The organism is Streptomyces changanensis, from assembly GCF_024600715.1.
Taxonomy (GTDB): domain Bacteria; phylum Actinomycetota; class Actinomycetes; order Streptomycetales; family Streptomycetaceae; genus Streptomyces; species Streptomyces changanensis.
This window is the reverse complement of sequence record NZ_CP102332.1, coordinates 5,943,098-5,962,008: the sequence shown is the minus strand read 5'-3', so window position 1 is coordinate 5,962,008 and position 18,911 is coordinate 5,943,098. Positions and strand designations below refer to the sequence as shown.

The window sequence follows — 18,911 nt, the reverse complement described above, 5'->3', positions numbered from 1 at the left end:
CGAAAGAACTCCGTGCCACGATCCCCTTCACCCGAGATAGCCGCCTCCGACCAGCGGCCCTCGCTCACGCGCCTGTCGGGCTTCCTGCTCCGGGCGGAGGACGTGACCACCGCCTGGGAGCGGTACGCCGACGAGCACACCGACCTCGATGGCTGGCCGTACGACCAGGACGCCTTCGACAGACGCATGGCCGCACGTGATGCGGCGCTCTGGCGCCTGTTCGCCCCGGTGCGTGACGAGGCAGCTCATCTCCTGGACACAGCCGAGGCCATAGTCGACCAGCTCGCTGGGAGGTCCGTTCAGACCCGGTGGGTATGGCAACTCGACCAGCTGCGCAGCGCGTTGGAACGAGTCGCCGCCGCTCAGACCGCCTTCACGGACTGGCAGGACACCCACCCGCACATGAGCGACGAGCTCGTCCACCGAGCGAGGGCGGCCCGGAACAAGCGGGCCTGGGAGGGCCTGAACGACTGGATCACCCACGGCCGCGCCGTCCTGGAGATCCACGCCACCGCCCTGCGGGCCGGCCGCCCCGGTGTTCGCCGCCCGCTCCAGGCCCTGACTGTGGTCCGCTCCGCGGCCACCGCCCAGGCCCCGCGCCGCTGAACCCCTCTCCTTCTCGCCGCCGTGCAGTTTCCGGCGGCGAGGGTGTGGCCGCAGCCCAGCGCTCACCAGTTGCCCCCCGAAGCGGGAGGCCCCCTCCCCCGCCGTTGCCGGTGACACCGCCCCCGACCGAAGGAACCACCCTGACCACACCGCCCCTCCCTCCTGCCGACCGGCACGCCGCCGCTCTCCAGGGCCTGGCGACGTTCCTGGTGCAGAGCGAGATGATCCTCGCCTCCTGGGACGCCTACTCCGAGAACCACACGGACGTCGACGGCTATCCGTACGACGAGGAGTCGTACGGCTGGCGCAAGGCCCAGCGGGACGTCCAGACCTGGCGGGCCTTCGAGCCCGTCCGCCGATCCGCACGCGACCTGCTCGCCACAGCCCGGTTCCAACTCCGGCACATGGCCGCCGGTGACTTCGACGACCGATGGCCGTGGCAGCTGTCCGAGCTCACCAAGGCCCTCGACCGTCTGGAGGCTCTCCGCCACGAATGGGCTAAGGCCCGTGAGGCGGGACGAACCTCGCGCCCGACACACGAGCAGTTCATCGACGCCCTGGCCGAACGGAACGCAGAGGCGTGGAGCGAGCTCGACACCTGGGCCACCCAGGGCCGCGCCCTCCTCGACGTTCATTTCGCTGCCTTCAAAACCCCGGCTCCCGTCCCGACCAGAGTCCCGGACCCCACCCTCATGGCCACCGCCGCAGCCGGCCGCCCGGCGGTGAGGCGCTGATGAGCGACATGGTCGACCAGGCACTGATTTCGCCCCGCTACCTCGCCGGCCCTGGGGACCCGGCATGGGTCACCGTCCCCCTGCACGAAGCGACCGGCTGGAGCCATGGGCACGAGCCGCTGCTGCCCCGCGTCATCCTCTCCAGCCCGGACCAGAAGACCCTGCTGCGGCTCGAACCGACTCCCGGGGACCAGTGGTGGCGGATCAGCCACAACGGAGGGAGCCCCTCCAACAGCTGGTACGCATCCTTCGGCGGCAGGACACCGGTCGAGCTGATCGCCGCGGTCACCGACACCCTCACCGATCCCACCCACAACGAGCGCGCCCTCGCCGACCCTCTCCGGCCGCTGCGGCGACATGGCTGGGAGACGTCACCGTCCGGCGAGTTCCGCTCCCCGGACGGCATCGTGAAAGGTGAGCGGATCACCTTCTCGGGCTCGAACAGCTGGTTCATCACCGCCGCTTTCGACGAGGACGACGCGCTCTGGCAGGCGCGCTTCGACGGCCGCACCCCCGGCCGGCATCGTGGCGGCCTTCACCCAGGCGCTCGCTGCTCGCGAACCGCTGTGGCGCACCCACGAGGAGACCCTCGGCCTCAGCAGGCAGGGCCTCAACCTCCGTTGGCAGCAAACGACAGCTGCGAGCGTCGCCTCCGCCCTCCCCGACCGCGTCGAACGCCTCGCAGCCCGCCGTACCGGCCCTCCCCCGCCGCCGCAGCCGCCCCGGCCGGCGCCCCGCCGTACCCGCTGAACCGTCTCACCGCCCGCCGACCCCGGCGTCGCCCAAGGAACCTGCCCTTGCCCACCTCTCCCTCCACCAGCTCCGACGGCTACGACATGGCCCTGAAGATCGGCGGCGCCGCCCTCGCGATCGGGTTCCCCCTCGCCTCCTTCGCCTGGCTGTCCGGGAACCTCGCCGCCTGGACGACCGGGACCGGCCCGTGGGTGCCCTACCGGCCGGCCGACGCTCTCCTCCACCCCGAACACCTGTGGCCCAGTGCCGGAGAAACGACTCTGCTGGTCGCCACCCGCATCGTGCCCGTCCTGCTGATGCTCCTGATCGCCGCCGGCGCCGCCACCATCTGGGTCCGGTACAAGAACCGGGCCGGCGGCCGGAAGAAGAAGGTGAAGGGCATGGCGAGCGCCCGCGACATCGAGCCGCTGCTCGCGAAGGCGATCGAGGCCAAGGCCCGCTCGCTGCGCCCGAGCCTGAAGGATGCCAAGCACATCGAGCCGCGTGACACCGGCATCCTCCTCGGCAACCTCCAAGGCACCAAGCGGGAGGTGCGTATGGGCTTCGAGGACGTGGCCGTCGCCATCATGGCGCCTCGTTCCGGCAAGACCACCTCGCTTGCGATTCCCTCCATCCTCGCCGCGCCGGGGCCAGTGCTGCTGACCTCCAACAAGGCCGCAGGTGACGCGTACACCGCGTGCTACGACGCCCGCAGCCGAGTCGGACGGGTGTGGTCGATGGACCCGCAGCAGATCGCCCACGCCGAGCGGACCATGTGGTGGAACCCGCTCACCGACGCCCGCACCCTTGACGGCGCGGGGCGGCTCGCCGGGCACTTCCTCGCCGCCTCCGTCGATGCGAACCAGCAGGGCGACTTCTGGTCCAAGGCCGGCAGCAACATCCTCAGCCAGCTGTTCCTGGCAGCGGCGCTCGACGAGCGGCCGATCACCGACGTCATGCGGTGGCTCGCCTTCCCCTCCGACCGGCGCCCGCTCGACATCCTGCGCGACCACGGATTCGCCTCCGTGGCCTCCCAGTTGAAGGGCACCGTCGAGGGACCGCCCGAGACGAGGGACGGCATCTACGAGACCGCCCGCCAGTACGCCTCCGCCCTGCTCAACTCTGAGATCGCCGCCTGGGTAACCCCCCAAAAGGACGTGCCCGAGTTCCGCCCGTCCCACTTCGTGACCTCCAGCGACTCGCTGTTCCTTCTGTCGAAGGACGGCGGCGGCGGCGCCTCCGCGCTGATCGCCGCGTGCGCGGACTCGGTGATGCGGGCCGCGACCGCCCAGGCCGAGCGGGCGGGTGGCCGACTGGACCCGCCGATGCTCGCGATCCTCGACGAGGCCGCCAACGTGTGCAAGATCAGCGACCTGCCGGACCTGTACTCCCACCTGGGCTCGCGCGGGATCATCCCGATCACCATCCTGCAGTCCTACCGCCAGGGGCAGAAGGTCTGGGGCGACGCGGGCATGGACGCGATGTGGTCCGCGGCCACCGTGAAGGTCATCGGCTCCGGAATCGATGACCCAGATTTCGCCGACAAGCTCTCGCGGATGATCGGCGACCACGACGTCGAGACCACCTCCACCTCCGTCTCCGACTCCGGCAAGTCGACCTCGATCAGCATGCGGCAGGAGCGGATCCTGCCCGCCGACGCCATCCGCGCCCTGCCCAAGGGCTCCGCCCTGTGCCTGGCCACCGGCATGCGAGTCGCGATGCTCGACCTGCGTCCCTGGTACGCCGAGCCCGGCGCCGACGAGCTGGCCGCCGCATCGGCCCGCGCCTCGAAGGCCATCACCGCCCGGGCCCTCGCCAAGGCGAACCCCCGCCAGGCCGACTACGACCCCGCCGTATGACTCCCCTCCCGCCCGGACCACGACAGAAGGAACTTCCGCACTGACTACCCCCGTCCCGTCCCCTTCCAGCACCGACTTCGACAACAGCAACCCCTCCCCTCGGCCGAAATCGCCCGAGGATCCGCCACTACAGGTGATCGACCTGGCGGAACAGACCCGGCTCTTCGGCGAGCTGCCCCAAGAGCTGGAGGTTCTCGCCAGCGCCATCGACACGGTCCGGGCGGGCGAGATCAGCCGGCCGTCCGCGAGATCGCCCCGATCGCCGTACGCACCCACGACCTCTCGATCCGATGCCTGAAGCAACTCGACACCCTCACCGGCAGCCAGTACGCCGTGATGAAGGACGGGCACGAGAACCTGGCGTTCGTCGCCGAGGCCACCATGAGGGTTTCACTCGTCGCGACCCTGTGCGCGTACGGGATCACCGGCCGCACCGAAGCCCTCCTTTACGAGGGGACGGACGAGACGCCGGAGACAAGCCGAGGTCACCTCGCGGAGGCGAACGAGGAACTACGGCAGGCGGCGGGCACCTACCGCGTCCTCGCGCAGAATCTTTCGCGTCGCCTCGCGTCAGCTGCCGCCCGGGCCGAGGACCGGCGGCGCATCGAGCGGGCCCTCGCCCGGCCCGGCCCCGCTCCGGCAACGCCGGCCCACAGCCCGTCTCCCGCCTCCGGCCGCTGCCGATAGCCCACCGTCCACCCGGCTCGGGCGTCCCCCGGCCCCTGCCGCGCCCGACCTTCCGCGGTCAGTTCTCTCACCGCCTGCGGTGCCCCCTCCCCCTCAAAGGAGCTTGTCCTGCACCCCTTCCACCTGTTCGCGCTCCAAGCCGCCGAACGTCTCCCCGGCACCTGGGCAGCCGATCCCCGGTCGTACGCGCGTCCTCTCGACCAGTCCCTGGACACCGGCCGCATCTGGACACCTTGGAACGACCGTCCAAGTCTCGCGCCCCGCCCGCGCGCAGCGCACCTCCTCGGGCCCGACGGTATGCGGCTCTATCTCGTCGAGCACCGCCGAGACCGCGTCCTGGTCTGCCCTGTCGTTCCGCTCGGTCTGCACGAGGACATCACCGACCGTGTCCCCGCGCCGCCGACCGTCGCCGCTCCGCTCGACCCGGCCCGCGCCGCCTGGCGGATCACCGACCGCGTCCTTCCTCACTACACGGCCGCAGTGGCCGACGCCCGGGAGGCCGCCGCCCTCACCGCCCGCCGCACACACGGACCCGCACCGCTCCCGGGCCCGCTTCCGCACCCTTCGTCGCCGGCCCGGGCCCGTTGACGCCTCACCCGTCCCCTCCTTCAGACGGAAAGCCCCGCTGATGCCCGAACACCTGCCACAGGCTCCTCACTTCACGGTCTGCCTGCAGATACTGTCCCTCGCGACCCGGTACACGCGGTGCCTCGACGTGCTCAACGACAACACCCTCGGCACTCCGGAGGCAACCGAGCGGATCATCCGCCTGCGCACGGCCGTCGAGTCGCTCGCCGAGGAGGCCGCCGACGTACGCGCGGCCCACGAGAAGCTGCCGATGTCGCTTATCGACCACACGGACACCACGATCCGCTCCAGGCTCGCGCAGCTCCGCGTCGTCACCGGGGCCGCGGTCGACGCGCTCACTCGGGCCGTCGAGGATTTCGACGCCGCCTCGTTCGCCTCGATCGGCGCCAGGCAGACGAGCGTGGACTCGGCCCGGGAGCTGCTCGCCACCGCCGCCCACGACCTCGTCGCCTGCGCCGAGCGCGTCGCCGCCGAGATGCACCGGTACCGCGGTTCCTACTCGATACCCGAGGTCGGCGCCAACGTCACCCTCACGGCCGAGCACCACCAGGTCTTGCGGCTCATCGCCACCGGAGTGGTCGCGGTCGGCGAGGACGGCCGCGTCTGGGTCGGCCTGGACAAGGACTCCGTCAGTGCGGACGTGCTCCTCGATCTCGAACAGCTGGGTCTGATCACCGATGAGCCGTCCGCCTCCTGGGCCGACGAGGTACGGGTCGCGTCCACCCCGATGGGCCGGCTCGTGCTCGCCGCCACTCTGAGCCGACCGGAACCCCTTAAGGCCAACAACCAGCCGGCGTACGCCGCACCTTCTCCGCGCTCACGGGGGGCTCGGCGATGACCAGCCTCGCCGATGCCCTGGCCCTCTATCGCTTTTTGACATGCCGGTCAACCGACGGCTGGACCCGCCGCTCGCGCCCTGGCCCCGAAACGGCTGCCTGACCTCGGACGTGGTCGTCCGCCCCGCCAGACCGTAGCCCGACGCACCGAGACTCGGGCATCGCGTGTGCCTGCAGTCCGCCCGACGCAGGAGCTCTCACGCTCCACGGGCTTCCGACGCCGGACATCCCGCCCACGCAGCGCGCCTGCCACAGCGTCGTCGACGGCCATTAACGCCGGGCCTGTCCAATTCACCAACGCCGCAATTCCGTCCCCCCAAGGAACTCCGCATTTCCACACACACATCACCTCAGTTCCGTGCCCTTTCCCTCGGCGCCGGAGTCCAATCCAGCACCCTGCTCGCCCTTTCAGCGAAAGGGGTTATCCCGAAGATCGACTGTGCGATATTCGCTGACACCGGATGGGAACCGAAGTCCGTCTACGATCATCTCGACCGGCTTGAACGGGAAATCGCAGCACCGGCTGGCATCCCCGTCCTGCGAGTTTCGTCCGGGAATATCCGCGATGACGCCCTGAACCCTGATCACCGCTTCGCCTCGATGCCGCTCTACATCCTCAACAAGGACGGCCGACCGGGTATGACCCGGCGCCAGTGCACCGGCGAGTACAAGGTTAAACCAATCAAGAAGAAGGTCCGCGACCTCCTTGGCTACCCGTATCCGACCCGGGTCCCGAAGGGTATTTTCGTCGAGCAGTGGATAGGCATATCGACCGACGAGTTCCACCGCGCGAAGGACGCTGACGTCCAGTACATGCGGAACGTCCACCCCCTTATAGAGATGAACTGGTCGCGCTCCGATTGCGTCGACTATCTGAGTTCTCTTGGACTCGCCGACACCCCGAAGTCCAGCTGCCTGGGCTGCCCGTTCCATGGGAATTTCCAGTGGCGACACATACGCGACAACTCCCCCGCCGAGTGGGAAGACGTCGTGAAATTCGATGCGGCCATCCGCAAGGGAAACGCCCGCGCCAACGCCACCGGGAACGTGCTCTTGGGCGAGGCGTTCCTGCACCGCTCGCGCGTCCCGCTCGACCAGGCGCCCATCGACCACGTCACCGCTGCGGAACGCGCCGCCCTGGGCGAAGAGGCAGCAGCCGAGCTGGAGCAGGGCGTCGCCAACGGCTGCTCCCCCTGGACCTGCCGCAGCGAAGTCGAGGCGGTGCAGGCCGAATTCGGACTCACCGCGTGAGGGGGCTCGTCCTCGACCTGTTCGCGGGCCCGGGCGGCTGGAGCGTCCCGCTGCAGCGCTTCGGGATCCGGGACGTCGGCCTGGAGTGGGACGAATGGGCCTGCAAAACGCGGGCGGCGGCCGGCCTGCTGACCATTCGCACGGACGTCGCGATGTATCCGGCATGGATCTTCGCCGGCCGCACGCGGGGGTTCATCGCCTCCCCGCCCTGTCAGGCGTGGTCGATGGCGGGCAAGCGCCTCGGACTGGTCGACCAGCCGCTCGTCCACCAGGCGGTCGCCGACCTCGCCGCCGGCCTGGACACCCGAGACAAGCTCCTGACCGCGTGCCGCGACGAACGCTCGCTCCTCGCGGCCGAGCCCATGCGCTACCTCCACGCCCTGAACACCGTCGGTGATCCCGCCTGGGTGGCAATGGAGGAGGTCCCCGACGTCCTGCCCCTGTGGAGGCAGTACGCGGCGATCCTGCGCTCCTGGGGCTTCTCCGTGTGGACCGGGATCCTCAACTCGGCGGACTACGGCGTCCCGCAGACGAGGAAGCGAGCGATCCTGCTCGCCTCCCGCGTCCGTACGGCCGAGCCGCCGACGCCGACGCACGCCCGCGCCGCCGAGCCCGAGTCACTGTTCGGGCCGGGCCGCGCCCGATGGGTATCCATGGCCGAGGCGCTCGGCTGGGGCGCGACCGACCGCCCCGTCCCGACCATCTGCGCCGGCGGCGGACCGGGCGGCGGCCCCGAGCCGTTCCCCTCCGGCGCGCGCAAAACGCTCTCCGACGCCCGCGCCCGCGGCACCTGGACACCCCTCGCAGGCGACGTCGTCCTGTCCTCCCGCCGAGAAGGAGCCGGCTGGACCGCCCGGCACGGCGTACGGGAAAACCGGGCCACCGACGCACCGGCCCCCACCTTCACCGCCGAGGCGCACCGCTGGTCATGGTCGCTGCGCAGCAACAACCAGACCAACGCCACGGTCCGGGCCATCGACGAGCCGGCCGGGACTCTGTTCTTCGGGCACCGTGCCAACGAGTGCACCTGGATCGCCGAGCCTCCCCCGAACACCGCGGTCGGCGACGCCGCCCCGCCGCCACCGCCGCCGATCCGGATCACGGCCGCCGAGGCCGGCATCCTGCAGACCTTCCCCGCCGACTACCCCTGGCAGGGCAACAAAGGCCAGGTGTTCAGCCAGATTGGCAACGCCGTCCCTCCAAGGCTCGCCGCCCACCTTCTCGCCCCGCACCTCGATCACAGCTTCAACCCCGACGACTTCGCCCTGGCCGCCTGATGCCCCACGCCGCCGAACCCCAAGACGAGGCGCCGTACGAACCGGCCCAATGCGACCCCGCCCACTACACCGAGCAGGCCCTGCTCGGTGCCCTCCTCCTCACCCCCCAACTGCTCCGCACGACAGCCGGACTCGAGCCGGACTCCTTCGCCAACCCGGCCCACGGAGCCCTCCTCGCCGCGATGCGAACCGTGCCGGCCCCAAAGGAGCAGGAGTCCCAGACCGGCTTGACCTGGCTACGGGCGGTCCTGAAGGAAGCCCGCCAGAAGGCGCCGGCCCTGACCGCGGCCTACCTCCACCTGCTGATCTCCGCCTGCCCCCGCCCCGAGCACGCCGGTGCGTACGCGGCTATGGTCCACGCCGAACACGCCCGGCGGTCCATCCGGCTCCACGCCGAGACCCTCGCCCAGGCCGCCCAGGACGACACGGTGCCCGACCGCCCCGCACACGCTCTCGCCGCGGCCAACGCACTCGCTCGGCAACTCGACGTGCTCTCCCGGGACTTCCCAGCCCACCCCGGCTCACTGCCCCGAACCCCCACGCCGCCCTCGCCGCCTTCGCCTGATGTCGACGAGGCCCAGGACCAGGAGCGAATGCTGCTCGCGAGCGCGCTGATCTGGCCGGCCACCGTGAAGGAGATGCGATGGGTTGCTGCCGAGGACTTCGTCCACCCGGTGCACTCCGGGCTGTGGCAGTGCGTGACCGCGCTCACCCACCGCGGTGATCCGGTAGATCCGATCACGGTGATGTGGGAGGCGCAGCACCGAGGCGTCCTCGCTGCCGGCATCGCGCCATCGGAGGTGCTCACCCTGCTCGGGGACGCCGCCGGCTCCCCCGACTACTGGGGCACCCGGATCGTCGAACGCGCCCTGCTCGCTCGCGCCCGCCACACGGCCGACCGGATCACCGCCTTCACGAATGATCCGGCCAACACGGTCCACCAGCTCCTCACGGGCGGGCGCAGGGCCCTGGCCGACCTCGCCTCCGTCCGCCGCCGCTGGCAGCAGGCGGTCCGCCCGCCCCCCGCCTCGCCTACTCCCTCGAAGACCCGGGCCACGCCACGGGCAGGCCCGCGAAGTCCCCTCTCCGTCTCGCAGCCGCATGCGCACGCCGCCGCCCGGCCCGCCGCCCCTCGAACCCCGTAACCGAAGGACCCCGATGCCGTACGCCCCTGCCGACGCCCACGTCCGCTTCGCGCTGCACCCGGACCACCACCCCGCCGTCGTCGCCACTACGACCGGCCCCACGGCCGACGCCGCCCACTCCCACCTGCATGACCTCGGCTTCCGCAGCACCGGCCCGGCCACCATGCTCCTGGCCCGCATCGACCGGGAGGAGCCCTACTACACCGCCAAGGCCGCCGAACTCCTCCAGCAGAACGGCTACACCACCGAGATCGACCCCGCCCTCCAGAAGGAGATCGACACCGAGTGGACCTGGGCGAACTACCCCATGCCCTGGTGCACCCGCGACGAGATCCGAGAGGTCGGCGCCAAGGCCCAGCGCATCCACGACGACATCGCCGAAGGCCGCCTGATCATCCACCTGCACGCCGACGACGACCAGAACACCGTCGCCGTCGGCTCCTACATCACTGGCGTGCGCAGGCATGTCCACCTGCACGGCGAGAACCACCTCCGGCAGATCTCCACCTCGTACGCCGACGAGACCGAGGCCATCGCCGAGTTCCACCGCCTCTTCTCCGCCGCCGTCCGCCCCGGCCCCGCCCCGCTCACGGATCTCGGACAGTCGATACGGCAGCTCCTCGGCACCAACCCCACCACCCTGGCCGAACCGCCCACCGCCGGCCCCGGGGACCACGAGGCGTTCCTCGAAGTCTTCTTCGACGAGGAGCGCCAGTGGGAGAAGTACCGCCCCTTCGACGAGACGACCATCGCCTCCCACGAATCCCTCACCGTTCGGGTTGAGTTCGACCACGAGGCCCGGCACCGCACCGACGTCGCCTGGACCATCGCCGAGTACGACGGCCCCGTCGGCGAGCGCCTCTGGCACGCCACCATCACCGTCGGCACACCCGTGCCCCTCATCCGCACGATGCTCCAGTACCTCGATGCCCCGCCCCTCGTCACCGCCGGCGACCCGAACGACGTCCTCCACAGCGCCGCCTGGCACCCAGCGAGCCACCCCGCCCGCACCACGTGGACGGCACCTGACCGGACCATCGTCTTCGAGTCCACCCCTCACGCCACGCCGGACCGATGGATGCTGTACGGCGGGGACAACCTCGACCGGGCAGCATGGCCCATCTGCCTCTCCGCCGGCGCCCCCACCGACCTGCTGGCCCAGCTCGCCAGCACTGCCGCCGACCTCCTCCCCGTGCCCGCACCGCCGGCCCGGAAGCCGCTCCCGGCGCCCGCCCCCCGGCTCCCCGCAGCCGCGCCGGCCCAGCGCGCCCTCAGTCGGTAACCGGTCCGCCGGCTGGCCACCGCCAGCGCTCGGCACAAGCACTTCACGTCATCCCACAGCAGATCAGCCACCCCGCCATGCTGCCCCGGCTCACCGACCCACCGCACCCCCGTTTCCCTTGACCAAAGACATAGGGGCCCCCGCGGGGCCCACCCGAAGCGGTACGCCAAGAGATTCGACCTACGCCCCCGAACAGGAGCAGCCCGCGGACGCTTGCTCTTGAAGGCTGTGGCCGCCGGCCGGAGCGTGCCCGTCGATGTCGCCGGAGAACCTCACCCTGAAGAAGCGGCTCGGCCGCAAGGGTTTGGCCGTACTGCCAGGCCCGGAATAGGAGTAGCCCACAGGCCACGCCGAAATGCGGTGTGAGGTTCGGCCCCCGGTGAGCGGGACGGAGGGGTCACTGGGGCGTGCTCGGGATGCCCAAGACGTCGTACAGGTGCTGACCGTGAGCCCATTTCTTCAGTTCGGGACGGCCCATGAGGATGAGGTCGTGGTGCGCGGCGAAGTCGATCGCAGGCTGGGTGAAGCCGTTGAGACCGATCATGATCGGGACATCGGCTCCATGGTGAAGGCGGGCCGTTCCGTTGAATTTCTGGACATGCCCCGAGCCGACCGGCGCCTTGTACTGCTTGCATTGCAAGATCAGGAGCCGGTCGTCGTGGTCGCGGGCGCTGACGTCCACCCCGAGGTCCCCGGCGCCTCCCACCCGCCGTGTGCTGCGGAACCCGTCACGGGCCAGAAGGTCGGCGCACGCCTGCTCGAACCCCGTCGCGCTCATCGCGGCGAACTGCTTCATCTTGAAAGTCAGCACATCCGGACCTACCGCCTCGCTCGGCGGAGCGCTGGATGCGTAGTCCTCGTCCTGATCGACGTAGGCGTATGTGCCGGCGCCGAACAGGAACGAGAGCAGCTTCGCGAGAAGGACGAGCGCAGCCAGTGCGCCGACGACGATGCAGCCGGTCCACCAGGGGTGATCGGCGATCACCCCCCACAGATCCACGGTGATCCACTGGCTAACGTCTTCCGTGAGCCACTCCCACAGCATCTTGCCCATCGCCAGCGCAAGGACGGCGTACAACAGGAACTTCAGCAGCGGGTCCAGTGACCCGTCTTCGTCGAACACCACACCTCCGTAAGCGCTGACGATGGGAGAGCGGCTGTCAGGCAACACGCCAGGAGCGGGCGCGGCGGGAGCGTGCGGACAGTCCGAGGAATTCGTGCAGCGCGGTTCCGTTCTCCGCCCAACGCCGGAGTCGGTCCCGGTCGACCCAGTGGACGCCGTGCCGGTCGCCCCAGGCCATGGCGTCCCGGGTGAAGGTGCCGTTGGTGACAACGACGCCGTAGTCGGCTCGGTGCGCTGGGCCGGCCGTCCCCTTCACGGCGTACATCACCGACGACCCCACCTTGCCGCCGACGCGGGTGTGCTTGGCTTGCAGGACGATCCGGCCGCGCTGCGTGTGGTCACCGATCACGTCAGCGGCCTGATCACCGCCACCGCCCACCCGGCGCGCCGACCAGCCGTCACGGACCAGCAGATCCCGCAACGCGTACTCGAACTGCCGGTCGTCCATGGCATCGAACTCCGCCAGAGCGATCCGCAGCGTGGCCAGCCGTTCAGCGTCGCGTCGCCGACCGGCCACGGCCCGCGCGACTCTCCAGGCGCCGACGGCCCCCGCCAGCAGGACTACGGCCAGAAGGAACGGCCACGCGTCCTTGAGCGCCCCGACCGCCGCGGCGGCCGTCCGGACGGCCAGGGCCAGGACAGCCAGGGCCACGACCGCGGCCGAGAGGATCTCGGCTGCGCCGCGCGGACGGCGGAGACGTAGCCGCTTGCGTCCCATCAACGCGCGGCCGGAGTGGAGATGGCCGGCTGCGGTTGCGCAGGCGGCGTCGTGTTCGTGGTCGTCTCTCCGAACCCGAACACCTGCCCCCACAACCACACGCCGGCCGCAAGGCCGGCGATCATCCAGCCGCTCATCCGCTTCCCACTCCCCGGCTTCGGATTACGGCGGATGTGTCCGCGCACATAGTGGAACCCCTCCGGCACCTTCGACATGGTGTCCCCTCCCGTCGGCGAGCCGCACTCGCGGCCCCTCCCTCAAATTGGTGTAGCAGCGGGCACTGACAGAAACTGATGGATCATCACGAGGTCGAGCTGGGCCAGGACGTCATCAAGCCAGGCCCGGCACACCACCCGGCTGCCCATCAAGCGGGAAGCCTTGACTGCTGACCTCGGACAACGTGCTTTCTGGCGCCGGGTGTGGCCACCGTCGCCCAACCACCGAAGCCCCACGAGCTTCATCCGTCAGATGCCTCCACCTGCGAAGAACGGCTGCGACCTGCTCAGGCTGTACCGCGATGGTGAATGGCGAAAAGCAACAGGAGCGCACTCAGTGCTGGTGTGCGCCGGTGCCGCCCCCTGGGCTGGGGGTTTTCCGCAGTGCGCCGCGCCGTGTGAAGCACCCCAACACTCAACGTTTTGCGACGATTTGTTGAATCCGCCGACCTGGGGCGGGGCTACCGGGCGGACAGAGGTGACCTCGCCATCGACGCCGAACGGGGAAACCCTCGCGGCCCGCGGCGCTGGCAGCTTGCTCTCTGCCTTGGAGGAATTCGACCCTGCGCTGGGTAACCCGGACCGCCCGGACGGCGTTAAGGGAGACGTGACCACGAGACGGCTCACGCCTGTCATCGGCGTGCAGCGAAGCAGCGGTGAAACGGTTCCGGGCCCAGAGCTGGAGCCGATCTTCATCGAGCTGGCCCGGCGGTGGGAGACGGACGACCGTCTCGTTCCCGGCCGGGCGGACGAGGAGTGGACGATCCTGGCCCGCCGCTACTCCTGGCCCGGACGCTGACGCGCGGTGCGGCAGCGCCCCCGCACCGCATCCCCAAGGAACCGCAGACACCCCTGGCTCCGCGCTTTCGGGCTGCGGACCGGCACACCGTGTTTCGGCCGTGCAGCGTGAAGCGAGCCAGCGGCCGATGATCAGGTCTTCCACTTAGAGGTCCTAACAAAGGCGTTGGACGTGTCGGTGGGTGATGAGGCAGGTGGCGAGGCCGAGGAAGGCTTCGTGGATGTCGTCTCGTCGTTCCCAGCGGACGCGCAGTCGCCGGAAGCCGTGCAGCCAGGCGATGGTGCGCTCGACAACCCACCGATGCGCTCCGAGGCCGGATCCGTGAGGGACTCCTCGGCGGGCGATCACGGGCTTGATGCCCTGGGCCCGGACGAGGCGGCGGTATTTGTCGTGGTCAGCCCCGGTCACCGAGGAGTGTGTCGGGACGCCGTCGCGGTCGGCCGACCAGGCCAGGGACCGAGGGAATCTTCGCGAGCAGGGGTATCAGCTGGGTGATGTCGTTGCGATTGCCGCCGGTCAGCGACACGGCGAGGGGGATGCCCTGCCCGTCGACGAGGACGTGGTGCTTGCTGCCCGGACGTGCGCGGTCGACCGGGCTGGGTCCGCTTTTGGGCCCCGCCGGGCGGCCCTTACGTGGCTGGAGTCGATCACCGCCCGAGACCAGTCCAGCTGCCTGGACGCGCGCAGCTTCGTCAGCAGTACGGCATGGAGCCGGTCCCACACGCCGGCCTCGTTCCATGCGGCCAGGCGCCGCCAGCACGTCATGCCCGACCCGAAGCCGAGCTCCTGGGGCAGGTACTCCCACTGGATCCCGGTGTGCAGTACGAACAGGATCCCGCACAGAGCCTGCCGGTCAGGAACCCGCGGCCGCCCCGCGACCAGCCTGGGCGCCGGCTCTGGCAGCAACGGCTCGATCAGCAACCACAGTTCGTCCGAGACGATCCACGGCCGAGAGTTCCTCTTCCCCACGAACGAACCAACGAGCATCCAAGCCGACAGTCACACCATCAACGACTTCTGTTAGGACCTCTTAGAGGTCCTAACAAAGGCGTTGGACGTGGCGGTGGGTGATGAGGCAGGTGGCGAGGCCGAGGAAGGCTTCGTGGATGTCGTCGCGTCGTTCCCATCGGGTCCGTAGTCGGCGGAAGCCGTGGAGCCAGGCGATGGTCCGCTCCACGACCCACCGGTGGACTCCAAGGCCGGAGCCGTGCGGGACGCCGCGGCGGGCGATCACCGGTTTGATGCCCAGTGCCCAGACGAGACGGCGGTATTTGTCGTGGTCGTAGCCGCGGTCGCCGAGCAGGCTGTCGGGTCGGTTGCGTGGGCGTCCGACCATGCCGGCGACGGACGGGATCTTCTTCAGCAGGGGTACCAGCTGGGTGACGTCATTGCGGTTGCCGCCGGTCAGAGAGACGGCGAGTGGGATGCCGTGGCCGTCGACGATGAGGTGGTGCTTGCTGCCCGGACGTGCTCGGTCGACCGGGCTGGGACCGCTTTTGGGCCCCGTCAAGCGGCCCTGATGTGGGAGGAGTCGATCACCGCCCGTGACCAGTCCAGCTTCTTCGCGACCCGCAGTTTCTTCAGCAGCACCAGGTGCAGTTGGTCCCACACGCCGGCATCGTTCCAGGCGGCCAGACGCCGCCAGCAGGTCATGCCTGATCCGAAGCCCAGCTCCTGCGGCAGGTACTCCCACTGGATCCCGGTATGCAGCACGAACAAGATCCCGCAAAGGGCCTGCCGGTCCGGCACCCGAGGGCGTCCCTCCACCTGCTTCGGCGCCGGCTCAGGCAACAACGGCTCGACGAGCGACCACAGTTCATCTGACACGATCCACGGCCGTGACTGGCGTTTCCACACGACCAGACCAACGACCATCCGAACCGAAAGTCACATGATCAACAGCTTCTGTTAGGACCTCTAAGTCACACTCCGGCGGAGGGACTGGCCGAAGGCTCGGGCGCCTGCGGCGCCTCCGGGAAGATGTCCAGCACGAAGGGGCTCACCCCTGCGATGATCACCGTGGCCACGCCGGACGCGAGGGCGACGGCGACCGAGGACCACCAGGCGGTGATGAAGCCCAGGTTGTGGATGTCGGTTAGGCGCCCCAAGTGCATCCGGTTCGCGGCCAGCACGGCGGCGTCGGCGAACAGCCCGAGGCTCATGGCGAAGGTCAGGGCCTGCAGCCCGTACAGGATGGTCCCGGTCCACGAGGACCAGTGCGAGGGGTCGCGCGAGGCGACGACCTGGAGGGCTGCTGGGACGATCATGACGCCCCACATCCACAGGGCTTTCGTCAGACCCGTCTCGCCACGCAGGACAGGGAAGAAGTAGCCGTAGAGCAGGCCGAAGCCGACCCACGTCAGCAGGATGGGCACGGCGGTGGTGAGGACGGCGAGCACGGGGTGGCGGTGGTCGAATCCCGCGCTGACCACCGCACCGGCAAGGGAGAGCAATGTCCAGGGAGCACCGAGTACTGCGGCGTTTGCTGCGGTACGGATCGCCCGCTTCCAGGGCTCAGGGCTGGTGTATGCCCCAAAGGCGCGCTGATGCACACGGACGACCTCCCCGTCCGCAGGCACCGGGCGCACGTCGTAGGACGCCCGCTCCACGCTCCGCAGCCGGCGCCGGGCCCTGGTGTCGGCGGGCGGCCCGTCGGCGACCGCAGCGTGGGCAGCCTTGCGCAGCAACGGCAGGGACCTGCGGAGGGTACCCATCCTCACGCTGTCATTGAGGGCGCCCAGGTACTCCTCACGGCTTTGCGCCAGCACCACGGCAGCACGGCGCATCTGCCCGTACGGGAAGAGCATCCAGACCATGAGGGCGGCGGCACCGACGGTGACAGGGCTGGGAATGGTCAGCAGGGAGAAATTGCCTGAGGCCATGATGAACATCAGCACGATCCCGAGGGCGCGCAGCCCTCTGAGGGCACGCGGATCGGTGGCCGGTGACCGACCCGAGTCGTATAGAGCCTTCACCGTCGCTGCGACCAGGACCAGGCCGAGAACGCCATCCAGCTGGCGGGTCAGCTCGTGCAGGTCCCACCACCCAAACCTGCCCAGCACCTCCCGGTCCCAGGCCAGCGCCAAGAGGACCGCCACTGGGACGGCCAGGGGCAGCCCGACCCGGGAGGGCCTGGAGTCTGTGACCGCCCACCAGGCCACCACGCCTGTCGCCAGAACCGCCACGGTGCCAACCAGCAGTGGCCCCGACCAGCGGATGAGCGGGGGCAGTTCACCGCCGCCGGAATGAACGGACGCGCCAACAGCGACGAGTGGCACGAAGGCGGCGGCCCACATTAGCGACGGGAGCAGCCTGATGCGCCAGCCCGCCCGGCAGGCCACGAAGTAGGCGGACACCGCGACGGCGGCGAGGAGAACGGTCAGGACCGATGGTAGAAGGACCGCCGCGACCCGCGACGCCCCGCTCCGCTGCAGGTCGGCGAGCGCGAGCAAGGCGGCCGCCGCTGCGGCCAGGGCTCCGGCGGCACCGAGCCCGAGCCGGACCGTTCTCATCCGCGACCAGGCGCAGGGATCATCCGTGTCCCCTCCGCGCACGAGGGCGATTACCAGGCGGGGAACCATGACGAGGATCGCGGTGACCAGTAGCACCAGCGCTCCCGGCAACGGCGCGAGTTTGGCGGGCTGCCAGCTCAGCCACTTGCTCAGTTCGTCCCACCGCCACTGCGGCACGGCAGACCCCAGGGCATAGTCCAGCGGGCCGAGCCACGGGATCACCCAGATGGTGAGGTGGACCAACACCACCGCTCCGGTGATCCGCTTAAGGCGGTACAGGGGCCCTGTCCCTGTACCGAACGGCGGTGGGCCGGCCTGCCAGGCAAGCAGCAGGGCTACCCAGCCCGCCGCCGCGAGCAGGGCCCGTCCCACGGCTGTGAGAACGTCGCGGCCTGCCGTCGGTGCGTCCGGCCCGAGGGACGAGAGCAACTCCTTCGCCGAGCTGATCCCTGGAAGGGAATAGCCGGCCGGCTTCGCCCCCGCTGACACGACCGTGACCGACATCTGTAGGCCGCGCTTGCGCGTTTCGGCTGAGAGCTTGTCAGCGCCCCGGCCAAGGACGTGCCAGGTCGTCGTGACGGCCCGCAGCCGCATCGTCGGCAGACTCAACTGCAGTGTGGTGGGGCCCTTGGAATAGAAATCCCAGTCTCCCGGGCGCGTCGACACCGTGCCGGACAGCACGATCTCGGTCTGCGGCGACCCCTGACCGACGATGACCACGGGCACTTTCCACTCCGGCTGAGTACCGGCGAACGTCGGGACCCCCCACACCGCGTCGACGAAGGGGATCAGTTCATCCGCCGCCTTCCCCTCCGCCGTGTCCTGGGCGAGCGTGCTGTCGCTGGGGACCACGATGCTGAGCCGCACCTCGGTCGTATCGTTCCCACTCCCCTTGATGTCCACACGGCGCATGGCGTCGGGGGAGATCCCCTCGACCGCCCGTTCCCACGCGCAGCGGCGGTCGTCCAACTCGGTCTGCTCGACCGGCGACTTCACGGCCGGTCCGGAACACTCCGGGACGGGGATCCCTGGCCCGACGAGCAGGAAGCCCGTGACCGCGAGCGAGGCGAGCGCACCCAGCACGACGAGCACCAGAAGCCAGGCCGCCTGCCCGACACAGCGCCTGACCCGCTCGCCCATCACCCCAAGTTTCACGTCGGAACCGTCTCACTATGACACCCGGACCCCGCTGGATTCGGCTGTCTGTGGGCGCTACCGGATCACCACATAGGACACGGTCTTAGTGCCCGGCGCCTTCGCCGAACCGGTGGTCACCGCCACCGCTTCACGCGATCATGGCAGTGTCTGCCGCGTTGGAGGGAGGATTCAGCTCATGTCGAACAAGACTACGGCCCGTCGGCTCCCGCCCGGCCCGGACCGGGACAAGCTCGCCGAGGGCCTGAAGACGAAGTACGACTCAGGTGCGAGCATTCGAGCCCTGGCAGAGGAGACGGGGCGCTCCTACGGCGGCGTCCACCGCCTGCTCGAAGAAGCCGGGGCCACCTTCCGCTCCTGGGGCGGAGCCCCGCGCCGCACCGAGTCCTGAA

Annotated in this window: 16 protein-coding genes and 2 pseudogenes; 12 read left to right on the top strand and 6 right to left on the bottom strand. The window is 69.9% G+C overall.

The window, feature by feature from the left end:
* Positions 1-12 precede the first annotated feature (12 nt).
* The 10 genes and pseudogenes from NRO40_RS26015 to NRO40_RS25970 all read left to right on the top strand — a co-directional run bounded on the left by NRO40_RS26015 (position 13) and on the right by NRO40_RS25970 (position 10,997).
* Positions 13-606 carry a hypothetical protein gene (locus tag NRO40_RS26015; RefSeq protein ID WP_058942172.1) on the top strand — a complete coding sequence of 198 codons (594 nt, stop codon included), beginning with the start codon at positions 13-15 and terminating at the stop codon, positions 604-606.
* Positions 607-716: 110 nt separating this feature from the next.
* Positions 717-1,340 carry a hypothetical protein gene (locus NRO40_RS26010; RefSeq protein ID WP_058942173.1) on the top strand — a complete coding sequence of 208 codons (624 nt, stop codon included), beginning with the start codon at positions 717-719 and terminating at the stop codon, positions 1,338-1,340.
* Positions 1,340-1,591: pseudogene (locus NRO40_RS26005) on the top strand (DUF317 domain-containing protein); the annotation flags it as partial. The gene NRO40_RS26010 and the pseudogene NRO40_RS26005, both read left to right, overlap by 1 nt.
* A gap of 585 nt (positions 1,592-2,176) precedes the next feature.
* Positions 2,177-3,931 (top strand): type IV secretory system conjugative DNA transfer family protein, encoded by a 1,755-nt coding sequence (locus tag NRO40_RS26000; RefSeq protein ID WP_408057096.1) that lies wholly within the window; start codon positions 2,177-2,179, stop codon positions 3,929-3,931.
* Positions 3,932-4,267: 336 nt separating this feature from the next.
* Positions 4,268-4,618: a hypothetical protein gene (locus NRO40_RS25995; RefSeq protein WP_157901833.1), complete on the top strand. Its 351-nt coding sequence runs from the start codon at positions 4,268-4,270 to the stop codon at positions 4,616-4,618.
* 628 nt (positions 4,619-5,246) lie between these two features.
* The gene (locus tag NRO40_RS25990; RefSeq protein ID WP_058942178.1) at positions 5,247-6,044 is read left to right on the top strand and encodes a hypothetical protein; all 798 of its coding nucleotides are present in this window, start codon (positions 5,247-5,249) and stop codon (positions 6,042-6,044) included.
* A 394-nt stretch (positions 6,045-6,438) separates the two neighbouring features.
* Complete coding sequence (locus NRO40_RS25985) at positions 6,439-7,293, top strand: adenine nucleotide alpha hydrolase family protein (RefSeq protein WP_079047054.1); 855 nt, start codon at positions 6,439-6,441, stop codon at positions 7,291-7,293.
* Positions 7,290-8,570, top strand: coding sequence for a DNA cytosine methyltransferase (locus tag NRO40_RS25980; protein ID WP_058942180.1), 1,281 nt, complete (start codon positions 7,290-7,292; stop codon positions 8,568-8,570). Before NRO40_RS25985 ends, NRO40_RS25980 begins: the two co-directional genes overlap by 4 nt.
* Complete coding sequence (locus tag NRO40_RS25975) at positions 8,570-9,715, top strand: DnaB-like helicase N-terminal domain-containing protein (RefSeq protein ID WP_058942181.1); 1,146 nt, start codon at positions 8,570-8,572, stop codon at positions 9,713-9,715. The genes NRO40_RS25980 and NRO40_RS25975 overlap by 1 nt, the downstream gene beginning before the upstream one ends.
* A 13-nt stretch (positions 9,716-9,728) precedes the next feature.
* Complete coding sequence (locus NRO40_RS25970) at positions 9,729-10,997, top strand: DUF317 domain-containing protein (RefSeq protein ID WP_058942182.1); 1,269 nt, start codon at positions 9,729-9,731, stop codon at positions 10,995-10,997.
* A gap of 397 nt (positions 10,998-11,394) precedes the next feature.
* On the opposite strand, the gene NRO40_RS25965 is transcribed toward NRO40_RS25970, so the two are convergent.
* Genes NRO40_RS25965 through NRO40_RS25955 form a run of 3 tightly spaced genes read right to left on the bottom strand, consistent with a single transcriptional unit; the run spans position 11,395 to position 13,053 of the window.
* A complete protein-coding gene (locus NRO40_RS25965) occupies positions 11,395-12,120 on the bottom strand; it encodes a restriction endonuclease (protein WP_058942183.1) in 726 nt (241 codons plus the stop codon).
* 37 nt (positions 12,121-12,157) lie between these two features.
* On the bottom strand, positions 12,158-12,838 hold the full coding sequence (locus tag NRO40_RS25960; protein ID WP_058942184.1) for a restriction endonuclease: 681 nt from the start codon (positions 12,836-12,838) through the stop codon (positions 12,158-12,160).
* Positions 12,838-13,053, bottom strand: a complete 216-nt coding sequence (locus NRO40_RS25955; RefSeq protein WP_058942185.1) for a hypothetical protein — start codon at positions 13,051-13,053, stop codon at positions 12,838-12,840. The genes NRO40_RS25960 and NRO40_RS25955 overlap by 1 nt, the downstream gene beginning before the upstream one ends.
* A 607-nt stretch (positions 13,054-13,660) precedes the next feature.
* Here NRO40_RS25955 and NRO40_RS25950 point away from each other — a divergent pair.
* Positions 13,661-13,852: a hypothetical protein gene (locus NRO40_RS25950; protein ID WP_157901834.1), complete on the top strand. Its 192-nt coding sequence runs from the start codon at positions 13,661-13,663 to the stop codon at positions 13,850-13,852.
* A 153-nt stretch (positions 13,853-14,005) separates the two neighbouring features.
* Here the strand turns inward: NRO40_RS25950 and NRO40_RS25945 are convergent.
* The 3 genes and pseudogenes from NRO40_RS25945 to NRO40_RS25935 all read right to left on the bottom strand — a co-directional run bounded on the left by NRO40_RS25945 (position 14,006) and on the right by NRO40_RS25935 (position 18,519).
* Positions 14,006-14,839: pseudogene (locus NRO40_RS25945) on the bottom strand (IS5 family transposase).
* Between the two features lie 52 nt (positions 14,840-14,891).
* Positions 14,892-15,727 (bottom strand): IS5 family transposase gene (locus tag NRO40_RS25940; protein ID WP_408057062.1). Its coding sequence is split into 2 segments (ribosomal slippage): positions 14,892-15,377 and positions 15,380-15,727, totalling 834 coding nucleotides; the frame shifts between segments, so codons are not numbered across the junction.
* Between the two features lie 47 nt (positions 15,728-15,774).
* On the bottom strand, positions 15,775-18,519 hold the full coding sequence (locus NRO40_RS25935; protein WP_157901835.1) for a hypothetical protein: 2,745 nt from the start codon (positions 18,517-18,519) through the stop codon (positions 15,775-15,777).
* Between the two features lie 178 nt (positions 18,520-18,697).
* Between NRO40_RS25935 and NRO40_RS25930 the strand changes: the two genes are divergently transcribed.
* Positions 18,698-18,910 (top strand): helix-turn-helix domain-containing protein, encoded by a 213-nt coding sequence (locus NRO40_RS25930; RefSeq protein WP_058942189.1) that lies wholly within the window; start codon positions 18,698-18,700, stop codon positions 18,908-18,910.
* The last annotated feature ends 1 nt before the right edge of the window (position 18,911 follow it).